The organism is Aquimarina macrocephali, from assembly GCF_051627225.1.
GTDB classification, from domain to species: domain Bacteria; phylum Bacteroidota; class Bacteroidia; order Flavobacteriales; family Flavobacteriaceae; genus Aquimarina; species Aquimarina macrocephali.
Genome location: NZ_CP151795.1, coordinates 1,979,246 through 2,005,937 on the forward strand (window position 1 = coordinate 1,979,246; position 26,692 = coordinate 2,005,937).

At 29.6% G+C, this 26,692-nt stretch carries 25 protein-coding genes; all 25 read left to right on the forward strand.

Annotated features, from left to right (window positions below):
* Nucleotides 1–10: 10 nt before the first annotated feature.
* The 25 genes from rfbD to AAFU52_RS08920 all read left to right on the forward strand — a co-directional run bounded on the left by rfbD (nt 11) and on the right by AAFU52_RS08920 (nt 26,641).
* Nucleotides 11–877, forward strand: a complete 867-nt coding sequence (gene rfbD, locus AAFU52_RS08800) for a dTDP-4-dehydrorhamnose reductase (protein WP_438426151.1) — start codon at nt 11–13, stop codon at nt 875–877.
* An 87-nt stretch (nt 878–964) separates the two neighbouring features.
* Nucleotides 965–2,152 (forward strand): UDP-N-acetylglucosamine 4,6-dehydratase, encoded by a 1,188-nt coding sequence (locus AAFU52_RS08805; RefSeq protein ID WP_438426152.1) that lies wholly within the window; start codon nt 965–967, stop codon nt 2,150–2,152.
* Nucleotides 2,153–2,156: 4 nt separating this feature from the next.
* Complete coding sequence (locus AAFU52_RS08810; protein WP_438426153.1) at nt 2,157–3,296, forward strand: LegC family aminotransferase; 1,140 nt, start codon at nt 2,157–2,159, stop codon at nt 3,294–3,296.
* 392 nt (nt 3,297–3,688) lie between these two features.
* Nucleotides 3,689–4,891: a hypothetical protein gene (locus AAFU52_RS08815; RefSeq protein ID WP_438426154.1), complete on the forward strand. Its 1,203-nt coding sequence runs from the start codon at nt 3,689–3,691 to the stop codon at nt 4,889–4,891.
* A 33-nt stretch (nt 4,892–4,924) separates the two neighbouring features.
* Nucleotides 4,925–5,566 (forward strand): acetyltransferase, encoded by a 642-nt coding sequence (locus AAFU52_RS08820; protein WP_438426155.1) that lies wholly within the window; start codon nt 4,925–4,927, stop codon nt 5,564–5,566.
* A gap of 4 nt (nt 5,567–5,570) precedes the next feature.
* Nucleotides 5,571–6,578, forward strand: coding sequence for an N-acetylneuraminate synthase (gene neuB, locus AAFU52_RS08825; protein WP_438426156.1), 1,008 nt, complete (start codon nt 5,571–5,573; stop codon nt 6,576–6,578).
* Nucleotides 6,575–7,726 carry a UDP-N-acetylglucosamine 2-epimerase gene (gene neuC, locus AAFU52_RS08830; RefSeq protein WP_438426157.1) on the forward strand — a complete coding sequence of 384 codons (1,152 nt, stop codon included), beginning with the start codon at nt 6,575–6,577 and terminating at the stop codon, nt 7,724–7,726. The genes neuB and neuC overlap by 4 nt, the downstream gene beginning before the upstream one ends.
* A gap of 23 nt (nt 7,727–7,749) precedes the next feature.
* On the forward strand, nt 7,750–8,790 hold the full coding sequence (locus AAFU52_RS08835) for a nucleotidyltransferase family protein (RefSeq protein ID WP_438426158.1): 1,041 nt from the start codon (nt 7,750–7,752) through the stop codon (nt 8,788–8,790).
* On the forward strand, nt 8,790–9,509 hold the full coding sequence (locus AAFU52_RS08840) for an acylneuraminate cytidylyltransferase family protein (protein WP_438426159.1): 720 nt from the start codon (nt 8,790–8,792) through the stop codon (nt 9,507–9,509). Before AAFU52_RS08835 ends, AAFU52_RS08840 begins: the two co-directional genes overlap by 1 nt.
* Complete coding sequence (locus tag AAFU52_RS08845; RefSeq protein ID WP_438426160.1) at nt 9,506–10,417, forward strand: Gfo/Idh/MocA family protein; 912 nt, start codon at nt 9,506–9,508, stop codon at nt 10,415–10,417. The genes AAFU52_RS08840 and AAFU52_RS08845 overlap by 4 nt, the downstream gene beginning before the upstream one ends.
* Nucleotides 10,399–11,145 (forward strand): SDR family oxidoreductase, encoded by a 747-nt coding sequence (locus AAFU52_RS08850; RefSeq protein ID WP_438426161.1) that lies wholly within the window; start codon nt 10,399–10,401, stop codon nt 11,143–11,145. The genes AAFU52_RS08845 and AAFU52_RS08850 overlap by 19 nt, the downstream gene beginning before the upstream one ends.
* 218 nt (nt 11,146–11,363) lie before the next feature.
* Entirely contained in the window at nt 11,364–12,170 is an 807-nt protein-coding gene (locus AAFU52_RS08855) for a hypothetical protein (protein WP_438426162.1), read from the forward strand.
* Between the two features lie 233 nt (nt 12,171–12,403).
* Nucleotides 12,404–13,081, forward strand: a complete 678-nt coding sequence (locus AAFU52_RS08860) for a DUF4956 domain-containing protein (RefSeq protein WP_438426163.1) — start codon at nt 12,404–12,406, stop codon at nt 13,079–13,081.
* 35 nt (nt 13,082–13,116) lie between these two features.
* Nucleotides 13,117–16,101, forward strand: a complete 2,985-nt coding sequence (locus tag AAFU52_RS08865) for a hypothetical protein (RefSeq protein WP_438426164.1) — start codon at nt 13,117–13,119, stop codon at nt 16,099–16,101.
* Nucleotides 16,082–16,801, forward strand: a complete 720-nt coding sequence (locus tag AAFU52_RS08870; RefSeq protein WP_438426165.1) for a polyphosphate polymerase domain-containing protein — start codon at nt 16,082–16,084, stop codon at nt 16,799–16,801. Before AAFU52_RS08865 ends, AAFU52_RS08870 begins: the two co-directional genes overlap by 20 nt.
* Nucleotides 16,802–16,964: 163 nt before the next feature.
* A complete protein-coding gene (locus AAFU52_RS08875) occupies nt 16,965–17,486 on the forward strand; it encodes a hypothetical protein (protein WP_438426166.1) in 522 nt (173 codons plus the stop codon).
* A gap of 265 nt (nt 17,487–17,751) precedes the next feature.
* Nucleotides 17,752–18,597, forward strand: a complete 846-nt coding sequence (gene hisF / locus AAFU52_RS08880) for an imidazole glycerol phosphate synthase subunit HisF (RefSeq protein ID WP_438426167.1) — start codon at nt 17,752–17,754, stop codon at nt 18,595–18,597.
* The gene (gene hisH, locus AAFU52_RS08885) at nt 18,594–19,244 is read left to right on the forward strand and encodes an imidazole glycerol phosphate synthase subunit HisH (protein ID WP_438426168.1); all 651 of its coding nucleotides are present in this window, start codon (nt 18,594–18,596) and stop codon (nt 19,242–19,244) included. The genes hisF and hisH overlap by 4 nt, the downstream gene beginning before the upstream one ends.
* A complete protein-coding gene (locus AAFU52_RS08890) occupies nt 19,244–20,476 on the forward strand; it encodes an N-acetyl sugar amidotransferase (protein WP_438426169.1) in 1,233 nt (410 codons plus the stop codon). Before hisH ends, AAFU52_RS08890 begins: the two co-directional genes overlap by 1 nt.
* A gap of 9 nt (nt 20,477–20,485) precedes the next feature.
* Nucleotides 20,486–21,043, forward strand: a complete 558-nt coding sequence (locus tag AAFU52_RS08895) for an acyltransferase (RefSeq protein WP_438426170.1) — start codon at nt 20,486–20,488, stop codon at nt 21,041–21,043.
* Nucleotides 21,043–22,281: an oligosaccharide flippase family protein gene (locus tag AAFU52_RS08900; protein WP_438426171.1), complete on the forward strand. Its 1,239-nt coding sequence runs from the start codon at nt 21,043–21,045 to the stop codon at nt 22,279–22,281. Before AAFU52_RS08895 ends, AAFU52_RS08900 begins: the two co-directional genes overlap by 1 nt.
* Entirely contained in the window at nt 22,263–23,231 is a 969-nt protein-coding gene (locus tag AAFU52_RS08905) for a polysialyltransferase family glycosyltransferase (RefSeq protein WP_438426172.1), read from the forward strand. The genes AAFU52_RS08900 and AAFU52_RS08905 overlap by 19 nt, the downstream gene beginning before the upstream one ends.
* Nucleotides 23,215–24,435, forward strand: coding sequence for an O-antigen ligase family protein (locus tag AAFU52_RS08910; RefSeq protein ID WP_438426174.1), 1,221 nt, complete (start codon nt 23,215–23,217; stop codon nt 24,433–24,435). The genes AAFU52_RS08905 and AAFU52_RS08910 overlap by 17 nt, the downstream gene beginning before the upstream one ends.
* A 38-nt stretch (nt 24,436–24,473) precedes the next feature.
* On the forward strand, nt 24,474–25,724 hold the full coding sequence (locus AAFU52_RS08915; RefSeq protein ID WP_438426175.1) for an O-antigen ligase family protein: 1,251 nt from the start codon (nt 24,474–24,476) through the stop codon (nt 25,722–25,724).
* A 128-nt stretch (nt 25,725–25,852) separates the two neighbouring features.
* Nucleotides 25,853–26,641, forward strand: coding sequence for a class I SAM-dependent methyltransferase (locus AAFU52_RS08920; protein WP_438426176.1), 789 nt, complete (start codon nt 25,853–25,855; stop codon nt 26,639–26,641).
* Nucleotides 26,642–26,692: the final 51 nt, after the last annotated feature.

Genomic DNA, 26,692 nt, shown 5'->3' on the forward strand with positions numbered 1-26,692 from the left:
AAGACAATAAATGGAAAAAAAATCAGAGAAAAATAATATTTTGATTACGGGGTCGAGTGGTCAATTAGGACAATGCATAGAAAAAATTAAGAAAAGCTATCCTGGATTACAGTTGTATTTTGCCAATTCTGAAGTATTAGATATCACAAAAAAAGAGGAGATACAGCATTTTTTAAAGGATAAATCATTCAATTTTGTAGTGAATTGTGCTGCATATACCAATGTAGAGCAAGCAGAAAAAGAACCAGAAAAAGCTTTTTTGGTTAATGCTACAGGAGTGTTAAATCTAGCACAGGTTTGTAAAGAATATGATACTACACTTATCCATATATCTACCGATTATGTTTTTGATGGTTCAAAAGAAACTCCTTACATCGAAGAAGATACTCCAAATCCTATTAATGAGTACGGAAAATCAAAATTAGCTGGTGAACAATACATCCAAGAAATTTTGGAAAAATATTTTATCATTAGGACTTCATGGTTGTATTCTGAATTTGGACATAATTTTTTTAAAACTATTGTGAAAAAATCAGAGACCGAAAAGGATCTCACCATTATTACTTCAGAGATAGGTACACCAACAAATGCTAATGATCTGGCAAAGTTTATACTGGATTTAATTTTGATTGATGGGTCTAAATATGGGACATATCATTATAGTAATCTTGGCGAAGCCACCTGGTATAATTTTACAGAAGAAATTTTAAGGTTTTCTAGGAAACTTGATACTATTAAACTTAAAAAAATAGATAATTACCCTACTTTTGCAAGAAGACCAAAATATAGTGTTTTGAATAAAGAGAAGTGCTTAACATCTTTTGGTTTAGAAATTGAAAATTGGAAAATATCTTTAGAAAAAATAATGAAAAACTAAAGGTTATGTAGTTATAAGAAAATCAGGATAAATCATTGCTCTGGTTCTAAAACAGAAGGATTTATAATATAAAATAGATTATTTTAAATGAACATATTAAAACTAATAGGAAGAAAGCAAGAATTATTTTCTAAAGACATCACAGAGAAAGAATCAGAATTGAAAAATATTGTTTCTTCTTCATCTTTTCTGGTTATTGGTGGTGCAGGTTCTATTGGACAAGCAGTAACTAAAGAAATCTTTAAAAGAAATCCACAAAAGTTACATGTTGTGGATATTAGTGAAAACAACTTGGTAGAATTGGTAAGGGATATTAGAAGTTCTTTTGGATATATCGAAGGAGATTTTAAAACTTTTGCTTTAGATATCGGATCATTAGAATATGATGCTTTTATAGAAGCCGATGGAAAATATGATTATGTGCTTAATTTATCGGCTTTAAAACATGTAAGAAGTGAAAAAGATCCATTTACATTAATGAGAATGATTGATGTAAACATTTTTAATACTGATAAAACATTACTTCAGGCTATTAAGAAGGGAACCAAAAAATATTTTTGTGTATCTACTGATAAAGCTGCTAATCCTGTAAACATGATGGGAGCCTCTAAGCGAATTATGGAGATGTATTTGATGAGGAGAAGTAAAGAGATTAAAATTTCTACAGCACGCTTTGCTAATGTAGCCTTTTCTGATGGATCATTACTTTATGGGTTTGATCAAAGAATCAAAAAACAACAACCTATAGTTGCTCCAAATGATATTAAAAGATATTTTGTAATACCAAAAGAATCAGGAGAACTTTGCTTGATGTCATGTATTTTTGGTAATAATAGAGACATTTTCTTTCCAAAATTAAGCGAGGATCTTCATTTAATCTCTTTTGCAGATATTGCAGTTAAATACCTTACAGAACTTGGGTATGAACCTTACTTGTGTAAGGATGAGAATGAAGCCAGAGAATTAATAGAAACATTACCAAAAGAAGGAAAATGGCCTTGTTTATTTTCTTCTAGTGATACAACAGGAGAAAAAGATTTTGAGGAGTTTTTTACCGATAAAGAAACGCTGGATATGGATAGATTTCATAACCTTGGAATTATTAAAAACGATTTAAATTTTGACGAAGAAAGATTAAATCTTTTCACTCAGATAATTCAAAACCTGAAACAGAACAAGAGCTGGAATAAGAAGGATATTGTTGATCTCTTTTTTAAAATGATACCTGATTTTGGACATAAGGAAACGGGTAAATATTTAGATGGTAAAATGTAAACCTATGTATAAAGAATTTATATCCTTTGTTAAAGAGAGTTTTAGAACAGAAGAATTTATCCCGTTACATGCCCCAATATTTATGGGTAATGAAAAAAAATACCTGAATGAATGTATTGATTCTACATTTGTTTCTAGTGTAGGTAAGTTTGTTGATCAGTTTGAGGCAGATATTGCAAAATTTACAGGAGCAAAACATGCTATTGCAACATCTAATGGCACAGCTGCTCTTCATATGGCACTTCTAATGGCCGGAGTAAATCAAAATGATGAAGTGATTACTCAACCACTTACGTTTATTGCAACAGTTAATGCTGTAAGTTATATAGGAGCTCATCCTGTTTTTGTGGATGTAGATAAAGATACTCTTGGTTTATCTCCAGAAAAACTAGATCATTTTTTATCACAAAATACTGAAATACTAAATGGTGAATGTATAAATAAAACCACCAAGAGAAGGATAAAAGCTGTTGTTCCAATGCACACCTTTGGATTGCCTTCAAGAATTGATGAGATTGTATTAGTTTGTAATAAGTTTAACCTATCGGTTGTAGAAGATGCTGCAGAATCATTAGGTAGTTATTATAAAAAACAACATACAGGAACGTTTGGTTTACTAGGAACATTTAGCTTTAATGGAAATAAAACTATTACAACTGGTGGTGGTGGAATGCTAGTTACCAATGATGATGACATAGCCAAAAAAGCAAAACACATAACAACAACGGCAAAAATACCACATCAATGGGATTATGAACATGATGTGATAGCCTATAATTATCGTTTGCCAAATATTAATGCAGCACTGGGGTGTGCCCAAATGGAGAAACTCCCCGTTATTTTAGAAAAGAAAAGGATATTATCAGATAAATATGACGCCTTTTTTGATGATAAACAAGTAGAATACATCAAAGAACCAAAATACTCAGTTTCTAACTATTGGTTAAATGCTGTTCTATTGGAAAACCTCGAAGAAAGGAATGCATTCCTTAAAGAAACCAATGAAAATGGAGTAATGACCAGACCTATTTGGAAACTAATGAATGGTTTAACAATGTTTAAAAATGCCCAAACCGGAAATCTCGAAAATGCAAAATGGTTTGAAGAGCGCGTAGTAAACATACCTAGCAGTGTTATTTTATGATTAGCAGAAACCTTATTTTTATGAAAAACAAATACCTATTATACTTATTTGTGTTCTTTCTTTTCAATAATCTATTTATGCTATTTAATAATGGTGTTTATTGGGATGATTGGACAGTTTATAAAATGGATAGAATTGGCTTAATGCAACATTTTGGAAATAATGGTGCTTTGATGCTAGTATATGTTCATGATTTTTTAAATGATAGTGATTATTCTCCATTATTGTATCATTGGTTATCATTTATGTTTCTTTTAGGGATATTCATGTTTTTTTTTAAGATTCTTAAGCAATATGGATGTAAGGAAATAACAGCTTTTTTTATATCCTTATTAGCAATGTTAGCTCCTTATTTTGAAATAAAAAATACTATTATTTGCATGCCGTATCCCTTGTTTTTATTTTTATTTACGGCTGGGTTGTATATGGTGCTTGATTTTTTAGAAAATAACAAAAAATATATAAGTTTAATTTTCGGAAGTTTTTTTCTTTTAGTAAGCTTTTTTTTAAATTCTTTACTTCCTCTGTTTTTGTTTATATTAACGTTACACTTTATAATAAAAAGAGATTTTTCGTTTGATAAAATAAAACAAACAAATTATAAAACAATATTTTCTTATTGTGGTTTAGGATTACTTCCTTTCATTTTTTGGATATTTAAGAAAGTATTTTTGCCAATAGGAGGAGCATATGCTTCTGTTGGATATAATAAAATAAATATTGTTTGGAAAGAAATTCCAATAAAATATGCAAATGCTTTTACTGATAATATTATTGGGATATATAAAGAGCTTATAACTGCGTTTCAAGATCATTTTTCATTTAGTATTGGTGTCTTTTTTATAAGTATTTTCTTTTCTTTTTTTGTACTTAGAAATGTTTTGTTTAAAGAAAATTATGAAAAATCAAAACTTTTAAAATTTATGATTTTTGGAATTTTGTCGTTCTTGGTAGTTGTATTTCCTTATTTAGTGGTTAATAAACCACCTTCTTATGAAGGATATGAAACAAGGCATCAAGTATTACTTCCACTAGCTTTATCTTTTTGTCTATTTCCTGTTGTATTTGTGCTTCCTAAAAATTTTAGAAAGGCAATCTGTATTTTTATACTTTCCTGCTTTCTTACAATTAATATAAATGCAAATGCCAATTATTTAAGAGGTTGGATAAAAATAGAAGCAGTAAAGCATAATATTAAATTTTTAAATGAAAATAGAGATGGTACTATTTTTACTGATGGTTTTAATGGTGAATATAATGCAACCGAAAGGCAACTTATTTTTTATGAGCTGAATGGAGTTTTTAAAGAAATTTTGGGAAAAGAAGATAAATTTATTATACAAAATATAAGTAGTTATAATTATCTATCAACTTTTTTAGCACAACCAGAATCATATAACATTAGGGATTTGACTGAAAATGTTAACGAAGATGTGATTTTGAAAGTAGAGTATGGTGATGAAGCAGATTATGGGCGGTTAGAAATTATGAAGAGTATCTATTATTATTATTTTAATCACGATAAATTTAAAGAAAGAGTTGAAAATATGTTAAGCATGAAATATCAACCAAAGCCAGCCAGTATTGTAAAATGATTTTTTAAATAATATTGTATAACATTAAAAAACATGACAAAGCTAATATTATTAGGTGGGGGCGGACATTGTGAATCGGTAATAGAAGTAATAGAAATTCTTCCTGATTATCAAATAGTTGGTATTTTGGATCCTCTTTATTCCGAATTGACAGAGGCAAAAATATTGGGCTATCCTATTTTAGGAAATGATGATGATTTAGATAAGTATATTCAAGAAGGTTGTGAGTTTGTAATTACAGTTGGGCAGATCAAATCTGCAGCTATAAGAAGAAAATTGTTTACAAAAGTGAAGTCCCAAGGAGGTAAATTACCTATTATCATTTCATCTACAGCGCATGTATCTAAACATACTACAATTGGAGAAGGAACTGTTATAATGAATTTTTCTATGGTTAACAGTAATACTTCTATAGGAGCATGCAATATCATAAATACATTCGCTAATATAGAACATGGTTGTAGATTAGGAAATTTTAATCATATTTCTACTAGAGCAACGGTGAATGGAGATGTTAAAATTTATAATGATGTTTTTGTTGGAAGCGGAACTGTGATCAATGAAGGCTGTATTATTGAAGAAAATGTAGTTATAGGTTCAGGAAGCCTGGTAAGAAAAAATATTACATCTAATAAGATTGCTCATGGCAATCCTATAAAGATTATTAAAAAATAAACATATGAATCCAGAGAGAGTTCTTATCATAGCCGAAGCGGGTGTAAATCATAATGGAGATATTAAACTAGCAAAGAAATTAATAGATGCAGCTGCTATTGCCGGAGTAGATTATGTGAAATTTCAGACGTTTAATTCTAAAAAACTAGTGAGCAAAAATGCTCAGAAAGCTACATATCAAAAAGAAAATACGGGTAATGCATCAGAATCACAGCTAGCCATGTTGCAAAAGCTAGAATTGAGTAAAGACATGCACCTCGAATTAATACAGTATTGTAATTCAAAAAATATCAAGTTTTTATCTACCGGTTTTGATTTAGAAAGTATAGATTTTTTAAATGAATTAAATATAGATGTATTTAAAGTTCCTTCAGGCGAAATAACCAACTTACCATATCTAAGAAAAATAGGAAGCCTTGGTAAACCAATTATTATTTCAACAGGAATGGCAGATCTTAAAGAAATAGAAGAAGCTGTTCATGTTGTGGTTGGAGCGGGTGCAAGTATATCTAGTATCACCATATTGCATTGTAATACCGAGTATCCTACACCAATGCATGATGTTAATCTTAGAGCTATGAATACCATTAAAGAGACATTTAATGTTCCTATTGGATATTCTGATCATACTTTGGGTATCGAAATACCAGTGGCAGCTGTTGCTCTTGGCGCTACGGTTATTGAAAAACATTTTACACTAGACAAAACTATGGAAGGCCCTGATCATAAAGCTTCTCTAGAACCACAAGAGTTAAAAGCAATGGTGACCGCTATTAGAAATATCGAAGAAGCGCTGGGTCATGGTAGAAAAGAACCCAGTAATAGTGAAAAAAAGAATAAAGAAATTGCAAGAAAAAGTATAGTTGCTAAAACATCAATACAGTTAGGAGATATTTTCACAGATGATAACATAACTGTAAAAAGACCAGGTAGTGGTATTTCTCCTATGAAATGGGATAATGTAATAGGAACAAAAGCATTAAGAGATTACCAAGAAGACGATTTGATATGAAGAATATTGCGGTCATAACAGGTACTAGAGCAGAATACGGGTTGTTAAAACCTCTTATTCAGGCAATAACCGATGATTCTGAATTTAATTTGCAATTAGTGGTTACCGGTATGCATCTATCACCAGAGTTTGGCCTTACCTATACTCAGATAGAACAAGATGGCTTTGTTATCGATAGCAAAGTAGAGGATCACCTATCCGGGGATTCTGCAGAAGCAATTACTAAGGCTATAGGAACAGCTATGATTGGTTTTGCAGATACCTATGAAAAACTAAGTCCTGATCTTATAATAGTATTGGGAGATCGCTCAGAAATATTAGCAGCTGCAACGGCTGCAATGATAAAAGGAATACCGATAGCACATTTGCATGGTGGCGAAACGACAGAAGGAGCTTATGACGAAGGAATCAGGCATGCAATCACCAAAATGAGTTATTTACATTTTACCTCTGCAGAGGTATATAGAAAAAGAGTGATACAACTAGGAGAATCTCCTGATCGGGTTTTTAATGTAGGAGCAATAGGAATTGATAGTATAAAAAGCTTAAAACTACTTAATGTAACAGAATTCGAAGAATCAATTGATTATAAGCTAAATAAAAAGAATGTATTAATTACGTTTCATCCCGTAACACTCGAAAAAGCAACTGCAAAAAAACAATTCGAAGAACTTTTAACATCATTAGATAAGTTAGAAGATACTACCTTAATATTTACTAAACCTAATTCTGATAAAGATGGTAAGATAATTATCGAAATGATAGATGATTATGTGTCAAAAAAACCAGAAAAATCTGTAGCCTTTACCTCGTTAGGACAGTTACGATATTTATCGGCATTACAATATGTAGATGTTGTTATAGGAAATTCTTCTAGTGGAATTTATGAGGTGCCAATTTTTAAAAAACCAACAGTTAATATAGGAGATCGACAAAAAGGAAGACTAATGCCCGATAGTGTTATTAATTGCGAACCCAATATTGATGCTATTGATATAGCAATACAACAAGCTTTTGACAAGGAGTTTATTAAAAGCATACAGCGACAAAAAAATATTTATGGCAACGGTACAACGACATCTCAAATTATAGAAATACTTAAAACAGTTAAGATAAAGGACATTAAAAAGTCATTTTATGATTTATAGTTTTATAAAAATATTAAATACATATGAGTAATATACTAATCAATAAGAGTAAGACTATCCTAGACGCCTTAAATAGACTAAACTCTATTAAGGATGTAAGCCGATTAATTCTTTTTGTTGAGGATGACAAGCAACAAGTAATAGGAACATTAACCGATGGTGATATAAGACGTGCGTTGGCGCAAAATGAAAATATTTACGAGACTATAGATTCGGTTTGCAATAGAAGCTTTACTTATATTGAAGAAGGGTACTCTTTTATTAACCTAAATGAGTATCGCAAAAAAAACGTAAAAATATTACCAGTTCTTAATAAAAAAAAGCAATATGTTGAGTTATTAGACTTAGATAAAATAAAAGCAGTATTACCATTAGAATGCATGATTATGGCTGGGGGTAGAGGAAAAAGACTTAGTCCACTAACCGATAAGGTACCTAAACCAATGTTGTGTTTGGGAGATAAGCCAATTATTGAACATAATATTGATAGATTAATATCCTATGGGATTCAAAAAATCTATATATCGGTTAAGTACCTGGGAGAACAGATCGAAGAATATTTTGGAGATGGTAGTTCAAAAGGAATCTCTATAGAATATGTATGGGAAGATAAACCACTAGGAACTGCTGGAGCATTATCATTGGTAGATAAATTTGATTCTAGCCATGTGTTGTTAATGAATAGTGACTTATTTACAAATGTTGATTTTCAGGATTTATTTTTAACACTATTAGAATCTGATGCAGAAATGGCTGTAGCTTCTACAGAATATAAAGTCGATATCCCATATGCAGTTTTTGAAACCAATGGAAATTATGTCAAAAATTTCAGAGAAAAACCATCTTTTATCTACCAGTCTAATGCTGGGATATATATACTTAAAAAAGAATTGATAAAAGAGATTCCTAAAAATCAGTTTTTTGATATTACAGATTTAATGGAAAAAATTGTTAAAGAGGATAGAAAACTAATTTATAATCCAATCTTGGGATATTGGATAGATATAGGTAAGCCTGTAGATTATGAGTATGCCAAAAACTTTATAAAACACCTGGGACACTAATGGAAAATATATTAATTACAATATGCGCTAGAGGCGGTTCAAAAGGAATTCCTGGTAAAAACATAAAGAGCCTTAATGGGCGACCAGTAATTGATTACTCTATTAAACACGCAGTGATGTTTGCCAAGCTTCATGATAATGTGGATATTGCACTGTCTACAGATAGTGAAGAAATAAAGAAGGTAGCCGCATCATGTGGGTTGAACTCAGAGTATACACGTCCCGATTTTTTAGCAAATGACACCGTTGGTAAAATTGATGTTTTGGATCATATTCTTTACCACGAAGAAGAGCAACGTCAAAAAAAGTATGATATTCTGCTGGACCTCGATGTGTCTTCCCCAATGAGAACTATTGATGATTTACAGCAAGCATTTAAAATATTTATACAAAATAAAGAAGCATTAAATATTTTTTCGGTTTCAAAACCACATAAGAACCCTTATTTTAATGTTGTAGAGCTCAAGGAAGATGGTTTTTGCAAATTGGTTAAACAGAGTGATAGTAAATCACGACAAGCTGCTCCGGTAGTATATGATATGAATGCTTCGTTTTACATCTATAGAAAAGCATTTTTTGATCAAAAATTAAGATCTGCAATAACCGATAAAAGTTTACTATTCTTAATGGATCATATCTGTTTTGATATAGATGAACCAATAGACTTTGATATGATGGAGTTTCTTCTATCAGCAAATAAATTAGATTTTGAGATATGAATGTATTAATAATAGGATTAGGTTCGATAGCTACAAAACATATTTCGGCTATAAAAAAAATCAAACCTGATGCCCGATTTTATGCACTACGTTCTTCAAAAAAAACAGATGAAACAGCAGGTATAAGCAATATCTTTTCTTTGGATGAATTACAAAAAATCAAACCTGATTTTGTAATTATTTCTAACCCCACTTTTGCTCATCATAAAACTATTATAAACCTTATTCCTTTTAAAATCCCTCTATTTATTGAAAAACCTCTTTTTTCTGAATTGGATAATGGAGAGGTTGTTAAAGAAATACAACAAAATAAATTAATCACTTATGTTGCCTGTAATCTTAGGTTTTTAGATTGTTTACGATTTACAAAGGATTATATAGCTAATAAAAGAATTAACGAAGTCAACATATACTGTGGTTCTTATTTACCCGATTGGAGACCAGGCAGGGATTATAAATCTACCTACAGTGCAAACAAAGAACAAGGGGGAGGAGTGCATATAGATTTGATTCACGAAATTGACTATGCGTATTGGTTACTTGGAAAACCTTTACAAGTGTCTAAAGTGTTTTCTAATAAATCCTCATTAGATATAACCGCATTTGACTATGCCAATTATACCTTGGATTACTCCAATTTTAATGCAAGTATTGTTTTAAATTATTATCGTAGAGATCCAAAACGAACTTTAGAATTAGTCTTAGAAGAGGAAACGATTTTGGTGGATATACTAAAAAATAAAGTCTACAGAAATGATGATATTATTTTTGATTCTGCGAAAACAATAGTAGATACATACGAAGATCAATTACGATTTTTTATGGATCATGTTATTGCAAAGAAAAAAGAATTCAATACAGTTGATGAAGCTTATGAAATACTAAAAATATGTTTACAGAACGATTAAAAAATAAAGTAATTATTGTTACGGGAGGAAGCGGCTTAATAGGAAAGCCAATTTTAAAACACTTAAAAGATAATGGAGCAATCGTTATTAATGCAGATATTAATGCCGAAACTAATATTGAAACCAATGACTATGCTTGTGATGTTACCTCTGAAACATCAATTCTTGAACTGATAGATTCTGTGATTAAAAAACACGGAAGAATAGATGGTTTGGTTAACAATGCCTATCCTCGTACCAAAGATTGGGGGAATAAGTTTGAAGACGTACCCATAGATTCTTGGAGAAAAAATGTCGATACGCAAATGAACAGTGTCTTTTTTATTTGCCAACAGGTGTTAAAAGTAATGGAAAAGCAAAAATCTGGTTCTATAGTAAATATATCCTCTATTTATGGAGTCGTTGGTAACGATTTCACTATTTACGAAGGGTATGGTGGTACCTCTCCTGCTGCGTATTCGGCAATAAAAGGAGGTATTATTAATTTCACCAGGTATTTGGCTTCCTATTATGGTAAACATAATGTTAGAGTAAATTGTGTATCTCCAGGCGGGATTAAAGATAACCAGCATCCATCCTTTATAGAAAGATACGAGTATAAATCACCTCTAAAACGCCTGGGACAACCTCATGAAATAGCTCCGGCAATTACTTTTTTGTTATCAGACGAAGCTTCGTTTATAACAGGACATAATCTAATGGTAGATGGTGGGTGGACAGCAATATAAGATTGATTTTTAATTTAAAAAAACAGCTCTTAGATGGTAACATTTATATGATGTAGTACATTAATTAGTATAACTATTAGTTATGGCGAATATTCTGTACGAGAAAAGATAACTACGTAGAATATGTTGTTCTCTTTATTAAATTTCACAAAACTAATATACTTTTATTATAAAGTAGCATCTATATAGTATAATACATTAATTAATATTATCAAAAAATGAAAAAAATAGTTTTTTTAACGTTATTTTCTATTACACTTTTAAGTTGTTCAAGTGATGATGAAAATACTAATCCAACCTCATTCGAGATTCTTGAATTTTATTATTCTAGGGGATGCAGCGATGATCGTAGGGATCAAAGAGAATTTATTAATTTTTCCTTTAATCTACCTACAGATTCAGATGGAGATAAAATTTCATATGAAATGAATTTTGGAGGATTAATATGGGATCTTCCTTCTGAAGGAGTTGAAACATTCCCTGGGTTTTCAGGATTTAAAGATGGAGTTGGAAATTTTAGGAATATAACAGAATTAAATTTACCTGCCGAATTTCCTGATTTTTCAGGCTTCGAGGAAGTTGAGTTCAAAATAACGGCAAGAGATGGAAGAGGAGGAGAAAGTGCTGTCTCAAAAGTATTTAATGTTACCGCGACCAATGTAGATTTAGGAACACTATCTCTGCCTTATACAAATGTAGTAAGCTATGATAAAGAAAATGAGGTCATTGATGAAATGATAGAATATACATTTACGGTAGAGAATGATGTGAATTATAATATAACGTTTGAGCTAACCGATGATGGGTCTTCATCAGACAGATATCCATTAATATCCATTTATAATCAAGCTAATGGGGAGATTGTCCAAAATAATAATAGTGGAGATCGACTTTTATTGAATGGGACTCTTTCACCTGGAGTATATGTTCTTAGTGCCAAAAGTTATATTTTTCCAATTGTTGCTGGGGGTTGTATACTATTAAATGATTTACGCGCAGGCAATATTACAATTACTATTGAGTAAACTATTAAATAATAGCACTTCAATTGAATGCATTACTGCTAAGTTTATAAAAAAACCAATTAGTAAAATATAGTATATCAATTTCATTTTCGAGCCATTGTACTGGCTTTAAGAATCCTATACCGAGCCTTTAACTATCTTTAGTGATCAAAAGGCGGTGTTAGTTGGACAGAAAATGTAATTTTGCTATATTTTAAATTATTGTTAAGTAAACATTATTATTCTATTGAATCATGGACGAATTATTAAATCAATTTAATTTAAATATCCAAGAAAATTTTTCAATTTCAATTTTCTTAATCAATATTGTAACCGCCTCCGTTTTACTTTATATTCTTTCAAGGCTATATATTAAATTCGGAAACTCAATGTCTAATAGAGACCAACTCTCTCGGGTGTTAATTATAATAGGAGTAACAACTTTTTTAATTATCACAATTGTGAAATCCTCGTTAGCACTTTCTTTAGGTTTGGTAGGAGCATTATCGATTGTTAGATTTAGAACAGCGATTAAAGAACCTGAAGAGTTGGGTTTTTTCTTTATTGCAATAGCTATTGGTTTAGGCCTTGGTGCTAATCAATTAATTCCAACATTAGCAGGCTTTATAGTTTTAGCAATTATAATTATTTTTCTGAATAGAAATAAAATGAAAGGAACATTAACCCAAAATATCATTATTAGCTTATCGTCTAATGAAAAAGATAATAACACTATTGTAGATATGGTTAGTTCTGTTTTGAAAAATAATTCGAATCAGTTAGAAATAAAGAGATTAAACTCAACAGAAGACAACTTGAGTTTGAATTTCTTAATAAATGTTACTGATTTAAATGCTCTTCAAACAATCTCGAAAGAATTAAGTGATATTGATAAAAAAATGAATGTAACTTTCATAGATAGTATTATATAAGTGATGTTTTTTAATAACTTAAATCAGATCATACTATGAAAATACATACTAAAAAAACTGGATTTGCTAAGTTTATACTACCAGGAATTATATTGATTCTATTAGTTATATTTTCTCTAAGCCAGAGATCAAACGATAAAAATAGTAAGAAAAATAATAAGAGTAATTCTATCGAGACGCATTCTGCGTTATTAGACACTAAAGGTATAGAGGAAATGATCGTTGAGGATATTAATTTGATTCACAAAGATCGCGAATGTTCTTTATACTTTAATAATTCTTTTGGTGCACCAACCTTGTATTATATATATAAAGATTCTTTAAACGCCGTACAAAAAACAGATCGGGTATATGTGCATATACATTTGAAAGATAATTCTAAATTGGAAAATGGTCCTTTTATTAATTTGGGATTAAATTTTGAACCAGTAGAACTGGTAATCAATGAATCAAAGTATTATATATTTAAAATCCCTTTTGTTAATAAAGATCTCGAAATAAACAACGTGGATTATTTTAATACAGGAAGATATAATTCTACTACAGCAAAAAAATCATATCAAGTTAATGAACTAAAAATAGATGAACTTTTTCTTAAGGAGATTTTAAATAATAATTTTAAGAAATTAGTTATTTCATTAAAGAAGAAAGCGTATACTAAAATAGCAGATAAAAGAGAAGAAGCATTAGAAGTAGGTATTTTATCTTCTGAAGATAGTGATTTAGTTAAAGCTGAAGTTTGGTCAGGAAATTCTAAAAATATAAAAGCAGAAATACGCTTGAAAGGTGATTGGACAGATCATTTAATTGATCCTCTTAAATGGTCGTTCCGAATTAAGTTAGAAGATGATAAAACTTTGTTTGGAATGAGGAAATTTTCAATTCAACATCCAAAAGTTAGAAATTATGTTTGGGAGTGGTTATTTAATAAAACATCAAAAGAAAATGATCTAATTGGTTTAAGATATGATTTTTTGAATGTGAGCCTTCAAGTAGAAGGAGATGGTAACGTTGACCTCAAAAATATGGGTGTCATGGCTATTGAAGAATCTTTTGATAAATTATTAATTGAGAACAATAAAAGAAGAGAAGGGATAATAATTAGTTTTGACGAATCATTTTTATGGGATGATAGAAAAAAGACCCAAAAATTAAAATTGTCTGCGGATTCGTATTCTAAAGACCTTCATTCATTTATGAATGCTCCGATAAGAGTTTTTAATGAGAATAAAGTATTAACTTCTCCTAACTTGTCAAAACAATTTAAAACGGCTAAAAACCTTCTGAATGAATTAAGAAATGGAAATTTAAAAATTTCTGAAGCCTTCGATGTAGACAAATTAACTTTTTTTGTTGCTCTATCCAACCTGTTTGGAGGTGAGCATGGGTTGATCTGGCACAATTTAAGGATATACTATAATCCGATAACAAGTAAGTTAGAACCGATCTCATATGATTCAGATTCGGGTCATAAAATTGATCATATATTGAATTATCCTTTTCATGGAAAAGATACATTATATCAACAAAAATTGATTGAGAAACTAGGAATAGTAAGTAGTGATAAATTTTTACAAAATTTGATAAATTTTAAGGAGTTAAACTCCTTAATATCAAATATGAATTCTGAGTACAATACCAACTTTGATATTTCTATTTTAGAACACAACATTAATTTTATCAAAAAGCAAATCTATCCTTCTAATACTATTGTTTCATATTTGTATACACATGACTCTAGGCAAATGTTTGTTGATATTGAAAATATTTCTGGATTTCCAGTTGTAATTAACGGGTTGCAAACAAAAAAAGGGAAAGCTTTATCAAAATCATTTTCTGACAATATTATTATTTACCCAAAAGAGCGAAGGGTTGTAGGTTTTATTTTAGAAGATTCATTTATAAATGCTTTTGTTTCAAAAAAAAACAAAAAGGGAGAATTTCGATACCCTAAGGACTTAGCAAAAATAAATCTTAATTATAATATACTAGGATCTGGTTACAAAAGATCTGATAAAATTATACCTTATACAAAAGAGGATACTGATTTTGCTACTTACTATAAAGAATTTTCATCATTCAATCTTGATTCTTTTGATTTTATTTCATTAAACAAAAAGGATAGTATTATTTACTTTAATTCGGGGAAACATATTACAAATACAACTATTCGTATTCCGTCTGGCTATAAAGTTATTGTAGAAAAAGGATTTAGTTTAGACTTAAAAGATGAAGCCTCATTAGTTTCTTTCTCTCCTATATTTTGTCAGGGAACAAAAGAATCTCCTATTAATTTTTTCTCTTCAGATGCTACCGGATGCGGCATTTTTATTTCTAATGCAAAAGAGAAATCAATCCTAGAATATTGCAATTTTAACAATCTTTCAAATCCAAAATCATCAGAATGGAGTCTATCTGGTTCTGTAAATTTTAATGAGTCTGATGTCAATATTTCAAATTCAGTATTTGAAAACAATCGAAGTGAGGATGGGCTTAATATTATTAGATCAGAATTTCATATCGATTCTTCTGTTTTTCGTAATACAATGTCAGATGCTTTTGATGGGGATTTTGTAAAAGGAAGTATTGTTAATAGTAAATTTGTTAATTTAGGCAATGATGGCATTGATGTTTCAGGATCAAGCTTAAAAATAAGTAATATAGATATCTTAAAACCTTCTGATAAAGCAATTAGTATAGGTGAAGATAGTAAATTGTCGGGCGAAAAAGTGAGAATAACTGGAGGGGAAATTGGTATTGTGAGTAAAGATTTATCTCATATTGTATTAAATGACGTTAATATTTCAAATTCTCGATTGGCTTTTTCATGCTTTCAGAAGAAAAGTGAATTTGGACCTGGATCAATAGCTGTATCTGATATAAAATTGTTAAATAATGAACTAGATTACTTGATTGAAAAAAACTCTAAACTATCGATCGATAGAGTTTTTATGGAAACAAAAAGCTCCAAAGTAATAGAAAAAATGTACGGAAAGGAATATGGTAAAAGTAGTAGATAAAGATTTAAACAATGAACTTAGATTTGAAAGAAAGTTTGTTTTTTCTAAAATTCACCTAAACGATTTGATTCAGAAACTATATTTGAACAGTTTTTGTTTCACTGAAATCTTTGAAGAAAGAAAGATTAATAATGTATATTTTGATGATAATGATTTAAGTTTTTATAGACAAAATGTTATTGGTGTTGGTGAAAGATTAAAGTATAGATTAAGATGGTATGGGCAAGATTTTTCGTTGATTGAAAACCCTACAATAGAAATTAAAAAGAAAAAAGGTGAGGTTGGAGATAAGGTAAGACATAAGTTTACGAACTTTTCCTTTAATCTTGATACTAATACTCCATCAGAATTGCAAAATATAATTATAAACAGGCTGGAAGACAATCTGGCGATGAAAAATAAGTTTTATCAACTACAACCAGCGCTTTTAAGCTCTTATGAGCGTAGGTATTTTTTATCTTTTTGTGGAAGATATAGAGTAACTTTGGATTACAATCAAGAGTTCTTTAACCCCAATTACATAAATTATAAAGATTCTAGAAGAACTATTGACGAAAGTATTATAGTTTTAGAATTAAAATATAGTATTAATGAAGATGTGGATTCCAGAATAATCACGCAACAGTTTAATACACGGTTATCGAAGAATTCAAAATATGTTCAAGGGATAGATTTTATTCATGATCAAATAACATTCTAATAACGTATTAATAATAATATAGCTTAATTTTATTGAAATTTTAAGGAAGTCGAACTGTAATTAATGTTTAATGACTAGAAAAAACAAAAAAAAAATTCCCTCCAAAAATTATACTTCTCTATTCTATAAAAAATCAGGTTTTATTGTTTTTTTAAGTTTATTAATGGCAATTATTTTTTTTCAAGTACAAAAGAAAAATCAATATAAAAAAGATATAGAAGAAAATACAAGAGCTAAAGAATTGGCAAATTCTGAATTTGTAAAATTATTAGATCAAAGGCCAATTTATGGAGATAGTATTTACAAAATATATATTGCTAAGTTTGGAGAACATACTAAAATAGTATTTCTGCGCAAAGGTTCGATTTCTGAAATCCAAAAAGAAAGTAGATTTTTCCTACATCTTTATCCAAGAGATAAAACTCTATTAGGAGAATCAGAATCTAAAAGCCCATCCTTTGATTTTAAAAACAATGTTTCCTCATTTACCTTTAAACAATCAAAATACTTTGTGTCTTCTACAAATCTGCCAGATATTATGATAGATAAAATCAATGTGGGACAATATGGTTATAGAGGTGATAGTAAAATCACTTGGCAAATTTCTTCTTTACTAAGTGCTGAATCTATTGAAGAAATACTTAAAATAAATAAAGAAGAGAACAATATTTTTAAAAGAAGATAAAAATTGAAAAATATAAATGTTATCGTGTAAATAGTGTTAAAAACGTACAGTAAAAAGTCGTGTTAATGGCGTAAATATTCTTTAAAATTCTTAGTATAAAGATGTAAGTAAAGAATAAGTTTAGCATATTTTTTTGTAGTTTAGCTGCCTCTAAATGGGCATTAGCATATACTTAAAAAAAATCTTAATTGTCAAATTGTTTAATCAAAAAACAAAGGCAATTCATTTTTAGAAATATGTATGCCTAAAATATAGAAAATATAGAATGAAAACAGTTAGAATAATACCTAGACTAGATATAAAAGGACCTAATTTGGTTAAAGGAATTCATCTAGAAGGATTAAGGGTATTGGGTAAACCTGCAGATTTTGCAAAATACTATTATGATCAAGGAGCAGATGAGTTAATGTTTATGGATGTAGTTGCTTCATTATATGAAAGAAATAGCTTGCATGATATTATTTCTGAAACAGCAAAGAGTATTTTTATCCCTATTACCGTTGGTGGTGGCCTTAGGACAATTTCTGATATAAAAGATGTATTGAGAGTAGGGGCAGATAAAGTCTGCCTAAATACCGCTGCGATTAAGAATCCCGATTTAATTAAACAAGCATCCAGAATGTTTGGTTCATCCACTATCCTTGTCGCAATAGAAGCTATAAAAGAGTCAGATGGTAGATATTTGGCATATACTGATAATGGTAGAGAATATACTGGTGTAGACGTGTTTGAATGGGCCAAAAGAATAGACGAATTAGGTGCAGGAGAAATTGTAATTACATCTGTAGATAATGAAGGAACTGGTCAAGGGTATGATATAGATTTAGTATCTAAAATAAGTAATATGGTTAGTATTCCTGTAATTGCTCATGGAGGCGCTGGTAAAACACAGCATGTTACAGACATATTGAAAAAAGGAGATTCGGATGCAGTAATGATGTCATCCTTATTACATTACCATTATATAAAAGAAAATGAAACCAATGTTTCTAAGAATGAAGGAAATGTAGAATTTTTAAAACAAAAAAGGAGTTTTCATACTTTTGAACCATGTAGTATTGAAGAATTAAAACAAGATTTAGTCAACCATGAAATCGAATGTAGAATATGACAAATAAGAAGGTAGTCATAATAGATTATAAATTAGGAAACCTGTTTAGTGTTAAACAAGCATGTGATACAGTCGGTATAGATGCTAAGATAAGTTCTGATAGAGAAGATATTTTAAACGCAGACGCTTTAATTCTTCCTGGTGTAGGAGCATTTATTGAAGGTATGAATAACCTTAAGAAATTAAACCTTGTTTCTGCAATTAAAGAAAAAACAAACAATGGAAATCCCTTATTTGGGATTTGTTTAGGTCAGCAATTACTCTTTTCTAAAAGTGAAGAATTTGGTGCAGGAGAAGGCTTAAACATAATATCTGGAGTTATAAAAAAGTTTCCCGAAAATTTTGAAAACTCTAAAGTTAAAGTGCCGCATATTACTTGGAACAAAATTTATTCGGCTAATCAAGAATGGGAAAACACGGCTTTCGTTGAATTAAAAAATAACGAATTTATGTACTTCATACATTCTTATTTTGTTAAACCAACAAGTGAAAGTTGTATTTTAACCAAAACAAATTATTCGGGAATAGAATTTTGTTCATCTATTTTAAAAGATAATATTTTTGCAACTCAATTTCATCCAGAAAAAAGTGGAGAAAAAGGATTGTCTATATATAAAAACTGGGCTTCAATAAATAATTTAATATAATGTCAGAAAGTAAAAAACACCAAGCATTCTATGGCTTACCAGAAGAAGTAAAATTTTGCACCAAATGTGTAATGTCTAATCAAAGGCCTACATCTGCTATAGAATTTAAACATACTAAAGACAGTAAAAAAACCACCATGAATTTTGATGAAGATGGTGTCTGTGATGCATGTAGAACAGCAGAAATAAAAGACAATATTGATTGGGGGATGAGAGAAGAAGAGTTAGTAAAACTCTTAGACAAGTATAGGAAGAACGATGGGTCTTATGATTGTTTAGTTCCAGGAAGTGGAGGTAAAGATAGTGCTTATCAAGCGCATGTATTAAAATACAAGTATGGCATGAACCCATTAACAGTAACATGGCCACCAATTTTATACACAGATTATGGTTTGAAAAACTGGAAAAACTGGTTAGATAGTGGGTTTGATAACATTTCTTTTTATCGTAATGGAAAAGTAATGAAATTACTAACCAAATTATCTATTGAAAATTTAATGCATCCATTTCAAACATTTATTCTGGGGCAAAAAAATCTTGCACCTAAAGTAGCGGCTAGATATGGAATTAATTTAATATTTTATGGTGAAAATGAAGCTGAATATGGAAACCCTTTAGCAGATAATACCAGTTCCTTAAGAGATAAATCTTATTATAGTTTTGAAAAATTAGATGAGATTTATTTAGCAGGAGTTTCTGTTAAAGAATTAATGGAAAAGCATGATGTAAGATTAAGTGATTTGATGTCTTTTTTCCCTCCTACAACCAAAGAACTAGAGCAATCTAATGTAGAAGTTCATTACTTAGGGTATTATTTAAAATGGACACCACAAGAAGTTTATTATTATGCTGTTGAAAACACGGGCTTTAAAGCTAGACCACATAGAACACAAGGAACATATAGTAAATATAGTGGTATTGATGATAAGATAGATGACTTACATTTTTATACAACTTTCATTAAATTCGGAATTGGTCGTGCTACATATGATGCAGCTCAAGAAATAAGAAATAAACATATCACAAGAGAAGAAGGTGTTGCTCTTGTCAACCGATTTGATGGAGAATTCCCTGACAGATATTTTGATGAAGTTATGGAGTATATTGATATGAAACCTGATCGTTTTCATGAGCTTTGTGATAAGTTCAGATCTCCGCATTTATGGGGCAAAAACGAAAAAGAAGAATGGCAATTAAGACATACAGTTGCCAAGAATGGTTTGGAAGATTAAACTATTTTTATGATCAAGGAGATTATATCGAGGATAAAATTCTGGAAAGCAACGGATAGAATTGGACCAGATGTACCTTGGTATTATTGGAAACTTTTTTTTAGAAGTACAATGCTAAAATATTGTACTTCTAAATTTTTATATTTTGATCCAACCGCCGAAATTAGACCAGGTTGCTTTATTGTTGGATGTTCTCAGATTTCAATAGGCAAAAGAGTAGTGATTAGGCCTGGTTCGATGATCCATGGAGAAACTTCTACTCTAAAATTGTCAATTCTAATCGAAGATGATGTTTTGATTGGATCAGGGGTTCATATTTATATAGAAAATCATAAATTTGAAGGCCCAGACCCCTCTATTTCTATAATTGATATGGGTCATACACAAGCAAAACAAGTAACGTTGAAAAAAGGATGTTGGATAGGTGCAAATGCAGTTATTTTGCCCGGAGTCACCATTGGAAAGAATAGTGTTATTGGAGCTGGTAGTATTGTTACTAAAAGCATTCCAGATCATTGTGTAGCAGCTGGAAACCCGGCAAAAATAATTAAAAGAATTATCGAATAGTGAAAAAAAGCATTGAAAGCATTGCATCAAGATTAATTTCAATTGCATCTAAATTTTTAACACTTACTTTTTTAGCTAAAGTACTATCGTTATCTGATTATGGGTCATATCAGTTAATTACTTATTTTGTAATGATTTCGGTATACATTTATGGTGTAGAGTATTATATGTTTGGAAATCGAGAGGTAGCCAAAAGAACTGATAATTCTAATAAAATAAACGATCATCTAAGTTTTTTTATTACCATGTTCCCGGTAACGTTCATGATTCAGTTAGCTACTCTTTTTTATCTGATACCTCATGATATTTTAAGTGTTTTCATTGTCATTTTTATCATTTTTATTAATTTTTGTGAATACTTTAATCAGGAAATATACAGATATTTAATAATGATGCAGCAAATAAGGAAAGCCAATATTTTATTGATTTCTAAAGCTGTTGTTTTTTTGATATTAATTTTTGGCTACCATTTTTTATTTGAAGAATTAGAACTTAAGAGCGTTGTTTTTTTAATGTTTATCTCCTATTTGATTCTTTTGATAATTACAAGCTACTTTTTTTTCAAATATGTTATTTCAAAAAAAGACATTAAAATAAAACTATTATCAATAGTAGAATTTAAAAAAACCTTTCGCTTTTTATTACCTTTTATTGGGTTGATGATATTTACCAAGGGGCTAGAGTTTTTTGACAAATTTGCAATTGAATATTTTTATGGAACGAAAGAAGTGGGTATTTATTCATTTCTGTTTTCGATTGCATCTTTGATTTACATATTTGTCACCTCTGGATTTTATTTGGTTTATTTGCCCGAGTTAATTGAAATGAATGAAAAGAAAATCTCAGGGTTCAAAGAAAAAATTTATAGATATAGCATTTTAGTAATTATTTCATCTATAATTTTAATAGTAGGAATTGTGTTTACTATTGAAATTCTCTTAAATCTTATAGGAAAAAGCGAATTAATAGATAATATAAATCTTTTATATATTCTATTAGGCTCATTTTTCTTGCTTAATATAGCAACAATACCAAATATTATACTGTATGTTGCAAATAGAGATAAGGACCTTATGAAAATAAGTGGAATAACCTTTGTCATAAATATAGTTCTAAATATAATATTTATAAGAGAATTTTATGTTTATGGTGCTGCATTAGCTTTATTTATAAGTTATTTAATAAATTGTACAATTACATTTTATAAAGGAATTTTGGTGTGGAAAAAAATCAAATAAAGCTGTTTATTACTCTCGAAGAACATTTACAAGAGCGATATAAATATATAATCGATAAATACAATTTTAGAAGTTATAGTTTAGAAAATTTAAAAGACCTTGGTTTAGGTAATTCGATTAATTCAATTGTAAAAAGAATCCGATACAGAAGAAAGATAAGGCAAGAATATATAAAGTTGAGAGACTGGATTAAAAATGAAAATGAACAAGGCGAGGTCGTACAAATATATTTATCAAATGTTGAAGGATATATAGCACATAACATTATAAAAGCAATAAAAAAAGACTTTCCGACGATTGAATCTATAGGATTGCAGCATGGGGTTTTTGAGTTTTCTTTAAAACCCAAAAGTCCAATAAGAAAATTAATTAATAATTTTTTTAAGATAACCATGGGAATATATCCTTTAGGCGTAGGGTTTGGAGGTAAAATTGTCGATAAATATATAGTTTATAGTAAAATATATAAAGATTTTTTAATCAATGAATTCGATTGGGATAGAAGTAATGTTGAAGTTAATTTGGGGTTTTTAAAAGCAGAACTTCTGGATCAAAAAAAAACAATTACTAAGGAGGGATCCATAGCTCTTTTTCTTACTCAATGTCTAAGTAAATCTAGTCTGTGTAGTAATGAAGTTGAAAACTATTTGAATGAAAAAGTGATTTCATATCTTATTAATAAACATGATAAGGTATTAGTTAAAAGGCATCCCGCCTGCAACGAAGATAATTCGACAATTATAAATTCTAATGTTACACCGATAGATGATTTAATAGAAGCGTTTAATATGAGTACGCATGCTTATAGCTATTCATCTACAACACTAATAGAGGCAGAGCTATTCGATATTGAAGCGTATGCTATCAATTCAAGTTTGGTTGAAGAAGATAAGTCTGTTTATAAAATTTTTAAAAATGTAATAGATTTCGATAATGAAATTGACATCTAAATCTGCGTTATCTGTTTTATTTTTTTCTATTCCTCTTAATTTTATAGCAATAGAAGGAATAGGGAACCTTTATGCGTCTACCCTTATAATTTTAATAGAATTCTTTTTTTTATTCTTTTTGACAAAAGGGAATATTTTAACTAAAAAAGATGTCTTATTTTCTCTAGTGGTTTTTCTTTCAACAGTTTTGGTTACTGTAGTTAACGTTGTTTTTTTTGATCGTTCTCTAATAAAAATCCAAACAGTTAATACTTTTATTTATTTACAGAATACTTTGGTTTTTATTTTGGTTTATCATTTTCATTATAAGATCTCATTAAACACCTTTTTAAACTCTTTCCTGATTATCGCTTTCGTATCTACACTTCGAGTTTTTATAGAAGAGCCAGATCATGTTTTTATGTTAAGTACAGCTGCAAATGAGAGGATTGAAGCTTTGTTTATAGGAGGAGTGAATAACTTTGCTTTGATTGTAGGACTGGCTTTTCTGATTAGTTTTTTTTATATAAAAAATAAAACATTAAGAATATGCCTATCACTTTATTGGTTAATAATTGTTATTCTTACCATGTCTAGAGGGGCATTATTAGGGCTAATTATTACACTATTTATTACATCAATTTATGATACTAATAGAAAGACACTTAGATTACTGATTAGATATTCTCTTTTACTTATGTTGTTGGGGATCTTGGCTTTGATTTTAACCGGAAAAATGGATCTAATCATTGATAAAGTTGAAGATAGATTTTTTAGTGTGTTTAATGGTAAAACGAAGCTAGACGACTTCTTTTCGGGAAGAGGAGCATTGTTGATAGATATATTTTCTAGGATGTCTGATTCATCTATTTTTCAAATCTTATTTGGTCATGGTAACGGAGGAATAGACTTTTATAATACAGCAACAAAACAAGACTATGAGACATCTCACAATATTTTGATAGATATATTTTATAGGAATGGACTTTTCTTTTTTATTTTGTATTTGATGATGATTTGGTATTTGTTGTTGTTGTTTTTACAGAGAAGGAGCAGAGATAAATTGGCTATATTTGGTACTTTTGTTTTTTTCCATCTGGAGTTATTGGTAAACCCCATTTTGTTTGCCGCTCAAACCGGATGGCTATATGCAATTTTCATTGTACTTTTTCTAAAACAAAATAAAATGAAAGGTTTAGAAGAAAATAATTTGGAACAAATATAACGCTGAGGTAATACTCAAATATCAAGTAAAATAGTACTATGAACGTATCTGGATTGTATACTAATTCAAAAAAATATAAAAATATTTTAGAAAAAGTAACTCCCGTTTTATTAGCCTTGTTACCAATTATGGTTACTTTTTTTGGCGAAAAACTTGTTCCTGTTGCGATCGTTTTATTAGTTGTTTCTTTTTTGTTCGAAGAAAATAAAAAAGAAAATTTCGCAGCAAATAAAAAACTACTATTGCCCTATGTAATATATATATCAATATTTATTTTATATTCTTTTTTTGCAATAGAAGTTAAATTAGCAATGAAAGTATTAGAAAGGCAGGTTTCGCTACTTTTAATACCAGCGATAGTATTTTCGAGTAACCTTAATACAGATAGAATTAAGATATTCATAAAGACCTTTATCATCGCGATGCTGGTGATTTTGATATATTCTCTTATAAAATTTTCATGGTTTATATATACTCAAGCAGAGTGGATAGAAATCATGAATAAAACTAGCGGCAATTCAACCTATTTACAGTTTAAATATCCACATATTGTTGGTGCTCATCCCACGTATTGGTGCTATTTGTTGATTTTGGCAAATATCTTTTTGTTAAGTAATTCTTTTATGAAGATATTTTCAAATAAATATTGGAACATTTTTTTACTCATTATATTCAACATAAATATTTTTTTCCTGTCTGCACGAACACCTATCGTGATTAATATTTTGATTCATCTTTTGTCGTTTTTCCTTTATCAAAAAGATCAGAAAATATCATTAATAAAAATTATTGGGATAATTGGTGCTGTGTTTTTAATAGGGATTTTAGCTATAAATTCGCCTTTATTAAAGGCCAAAGTGCTTGGTGTAGTTAATGACGAAAGGGTGTATCTATGGCCAAAAGCTCTTGATCAAATTAAGCAAAATTATTTTGTTTTAGGAGAAGGATTGGGGCAAGGTAAAAAAATACTAAAAGATTATGTTATTCAAAATGGAGACCCAAGAGAAGAATATATTAGATTTGATCTTCATAATCAATACCTTAAGCATTATCTCGATATGGGGATTATGGGGCTCATATCATTACTATATTTGTTAATTCATCCATTTTTTAGATTAAAAAACCTATTTAGTGTTATGAATTTGCCATTAATTGGATTTTGCACGCTCTTTATGTTATCATTATTCACAGAGTCCTCTTTATATCTAATTAAAGGAATATTAATATTTGCTATTTTTTCATCAATACTATTAAAAGATTATCAAAATCAGCAAAAAAACATAGAATAGATCTGATTTTTGATTCTAGAATTAAAACAATACATTTAAAAAGTATAACCAATGCATAATGTGTCATTAAATAAAAATCAACTTATTGACCCAACATCTCAAAAAACTATTAGAATTAAAAATTTATTATGAGTGATGTAATCGAAAAAAAAACCTTAACCAATGTTTTTAATGCTTTGGGTAAAGAATTAAAATCTATTGATAACCAAGATAGTGTTCTGGGAGCTTACTTTTATTTAAAGCAATATGAAGAACTTCATGAAATTACAGCAGCCTTACCAGGAAATGACCTGTTAGATTGGGGAGCGGGGTATGGACATTTTTCATTTGTACAAAGCAGTTTAGGAAAAAAGGTTCACGCTTATAGCCCGGTTGAAGATGAGTATACAATATATCCGGAAACGTTAAAAAACCTATCTAAAAAATCTTCATTTACATATGAATTAACGGGAGAACCAATAGCACTCCCTTATGAGGATAACTCATATGATATAGCTGTGTCTTGTGGAGTCTTAGAACATGTACGTGAGTTTGGAGGAGATGATGAAAAATCACTTTCTGAGCTATATCGTATACTTCGCAATGGAGGATGTTTAGTAATTGGACATTTACCAAATAAGGGATCTTGGATTGAAGCATTTAGTAGAGCAACAGGAAGAACACATCATACCTATTTATATACCAAAAGTGAAATTAAGAAAAAAGTAACTGATGCTGGCTTTGAAATAAAAAAGTATAAAAGGTATGGATTCGCACCAAAAAATACGATAGCGGTCTTTTTGATGCGCTATAACGAAGACAGTAAATGGGTTAAATTCTTAACAAAATTTATTTACGGAATGGATAAGTATATTTTAAGTAAATTATTTCCATGGTTTGCTCAAAATCACTTATTAATTGTTCAAAAGCCTAAATGATTGCTCAAGTATTCTTAACGACCTTAATTTATATATAAAAAAACAAGAAGG

Bases quoted from the DNA above. Each gene is read 5' to 3' on its own strand.
- rfbD (WP_438426151.1), top strand. From the start codon at position 11: ATGGAAAAAAAATCAGAGAAAAATAATATTTTGATTACGGGGTCGAGT.
- AAFU52_RS08805 (WP_438426152.1), top strand. From the start codon at position 965: ATGAACATATTAAAACTAATAGGAAGAAAGCAAGAATTATTTTCTAAA.
- AAFU52_RS08810 (WP_438426153.1), top strand. From the start codon at position 2,157: ATGTATAAAGAATTTATATCCTTTGTTAAAGAGAGTTTTAGAACAGAA.
- AAFU52_RS08820 (WP_438426155.1), top strand. From the start codon at position 4,925: ATGACAAAGCTAATATTATTAGGTGGGGGCGGACATTGTGAATCGGTA.
- neuB (WP_438426156.1), top strand. From the start codon at position 5,571: ATGAATCCAGAGAGAGTTCTTATCATAGCCGAAGCGGGTGTAAATCAT.
- neuC (WP_438426157.1), top strand. From the start codon at position 6,575: ATGAAGAATATTGCGGTCATAACAGGTACTAGAGCAGAATACGGGTTG.
- AAFU52_RS08835 (WP_438426158.1), top strand. From the start codon at position 7,750: ATGAGTAATATACTAATCAATAAGAGTAAGACTATCCTAGACGCCTTA.
- AAFU52_RS08840 (WP_438426159.1), top strand. From the start codon at position 8,790: ATGGAAAATATATTAATTACAATATGCGCTAGAGGCGGTTCAAAAGGA.
- AAFU52_RS08845 (WP_438426160.1), top strand. From the start codon at position 9,506: ATGAATGTATTAATAATAGGATTAGGTTCGATAGCTACAAAACATATT.
- AAFU52_RS08850 (WP_438426161.1), top strand. From the start codon at position 10,399: ATGTTTACAGAACGATTAAAAAATAAAGTAATTATTGTTACGGGAGGA.
- AAFU52_RS08855 (WP_438426162.1), top strand. From the start codon at position 11,364: ATGAAAAAAATAGTTTTTTTAACGTTATTTTCTATTACACTTTTAAGT.
- AAFU52_RS08860 (WP_438426163.1), top strand. From the start codon at position 12,404: ATGGACGAATTATTAAATCAATTTAATTTAAATATCCAAGAAAATTTT.
- AAFU52_RS08865 (WP_438426164.1), top strand. From the start codon at position 13,117: ATGAAAATACATACTAAAAAAACTGGATTTGCTAAGTTTATACTACCA.
- AAFU52_RS08870 (WP_438426165.1), top strand. From the start codon at position 16,082: ATGGTAAAAGTAGTAGATAAAGATTTAAACAATGAACTTAGATTTGAA.
- AAFU52_RS08875 (WP_438426166.1), top strand. From the start codon at position 16,965: ATGGCAATTATTTTTTTTCAAGTACAAAAGAAAAATCAATATAAAAAA.
- hisF (WP_438426167.1), top strand. From the start codon at position 17,752: ATGAAAACAGTTAGAATAATACCTAGACTAGATATAAAAGGACCTAAT.
- hisH (WP_438426168.1), top strand. From the start codon at position 18,594: ATGACAAATAAGAAGGTAGTCATAATAGATTATAAATTAGGAAACCTG.
- AAFU52_RS08890 (WP_438426169.1), top strand. From the start codon at position 19,244: ATGTCAGAAAGTAAAAAACACCAAGCATTCTATGGCTTACCAGAAGAA.
- AAFU52_RS08895 (WP_438426170.1), top strand. From the start codon at position 20,486: ATGATCAAGGAGATTATATCGAGGATAAAATTCTGGAAAGCAACGGAT.
- AAFU52_RS08910 (WP_438426174.1), top strand. From the start codon at position 23,215: ATGAAATTGACATCTAAATCTGCGTTATCTGTTTTATTTTTTTCTATT.
- AAFU52_RS08915 (WP_438426175.1), top strand. From the start codon at position 24,474: ATGAACGTATCTGGATTGTATACTAATTCAAAAAAATATAAAAATATT.
- AAFU52_RS08920 (WP_438426176.1), top strand. From the start codon at position 25,853: ATGAGTGATGTAATCGAAAAAAAAACCTTAACCAATGTTTTTAATGCT.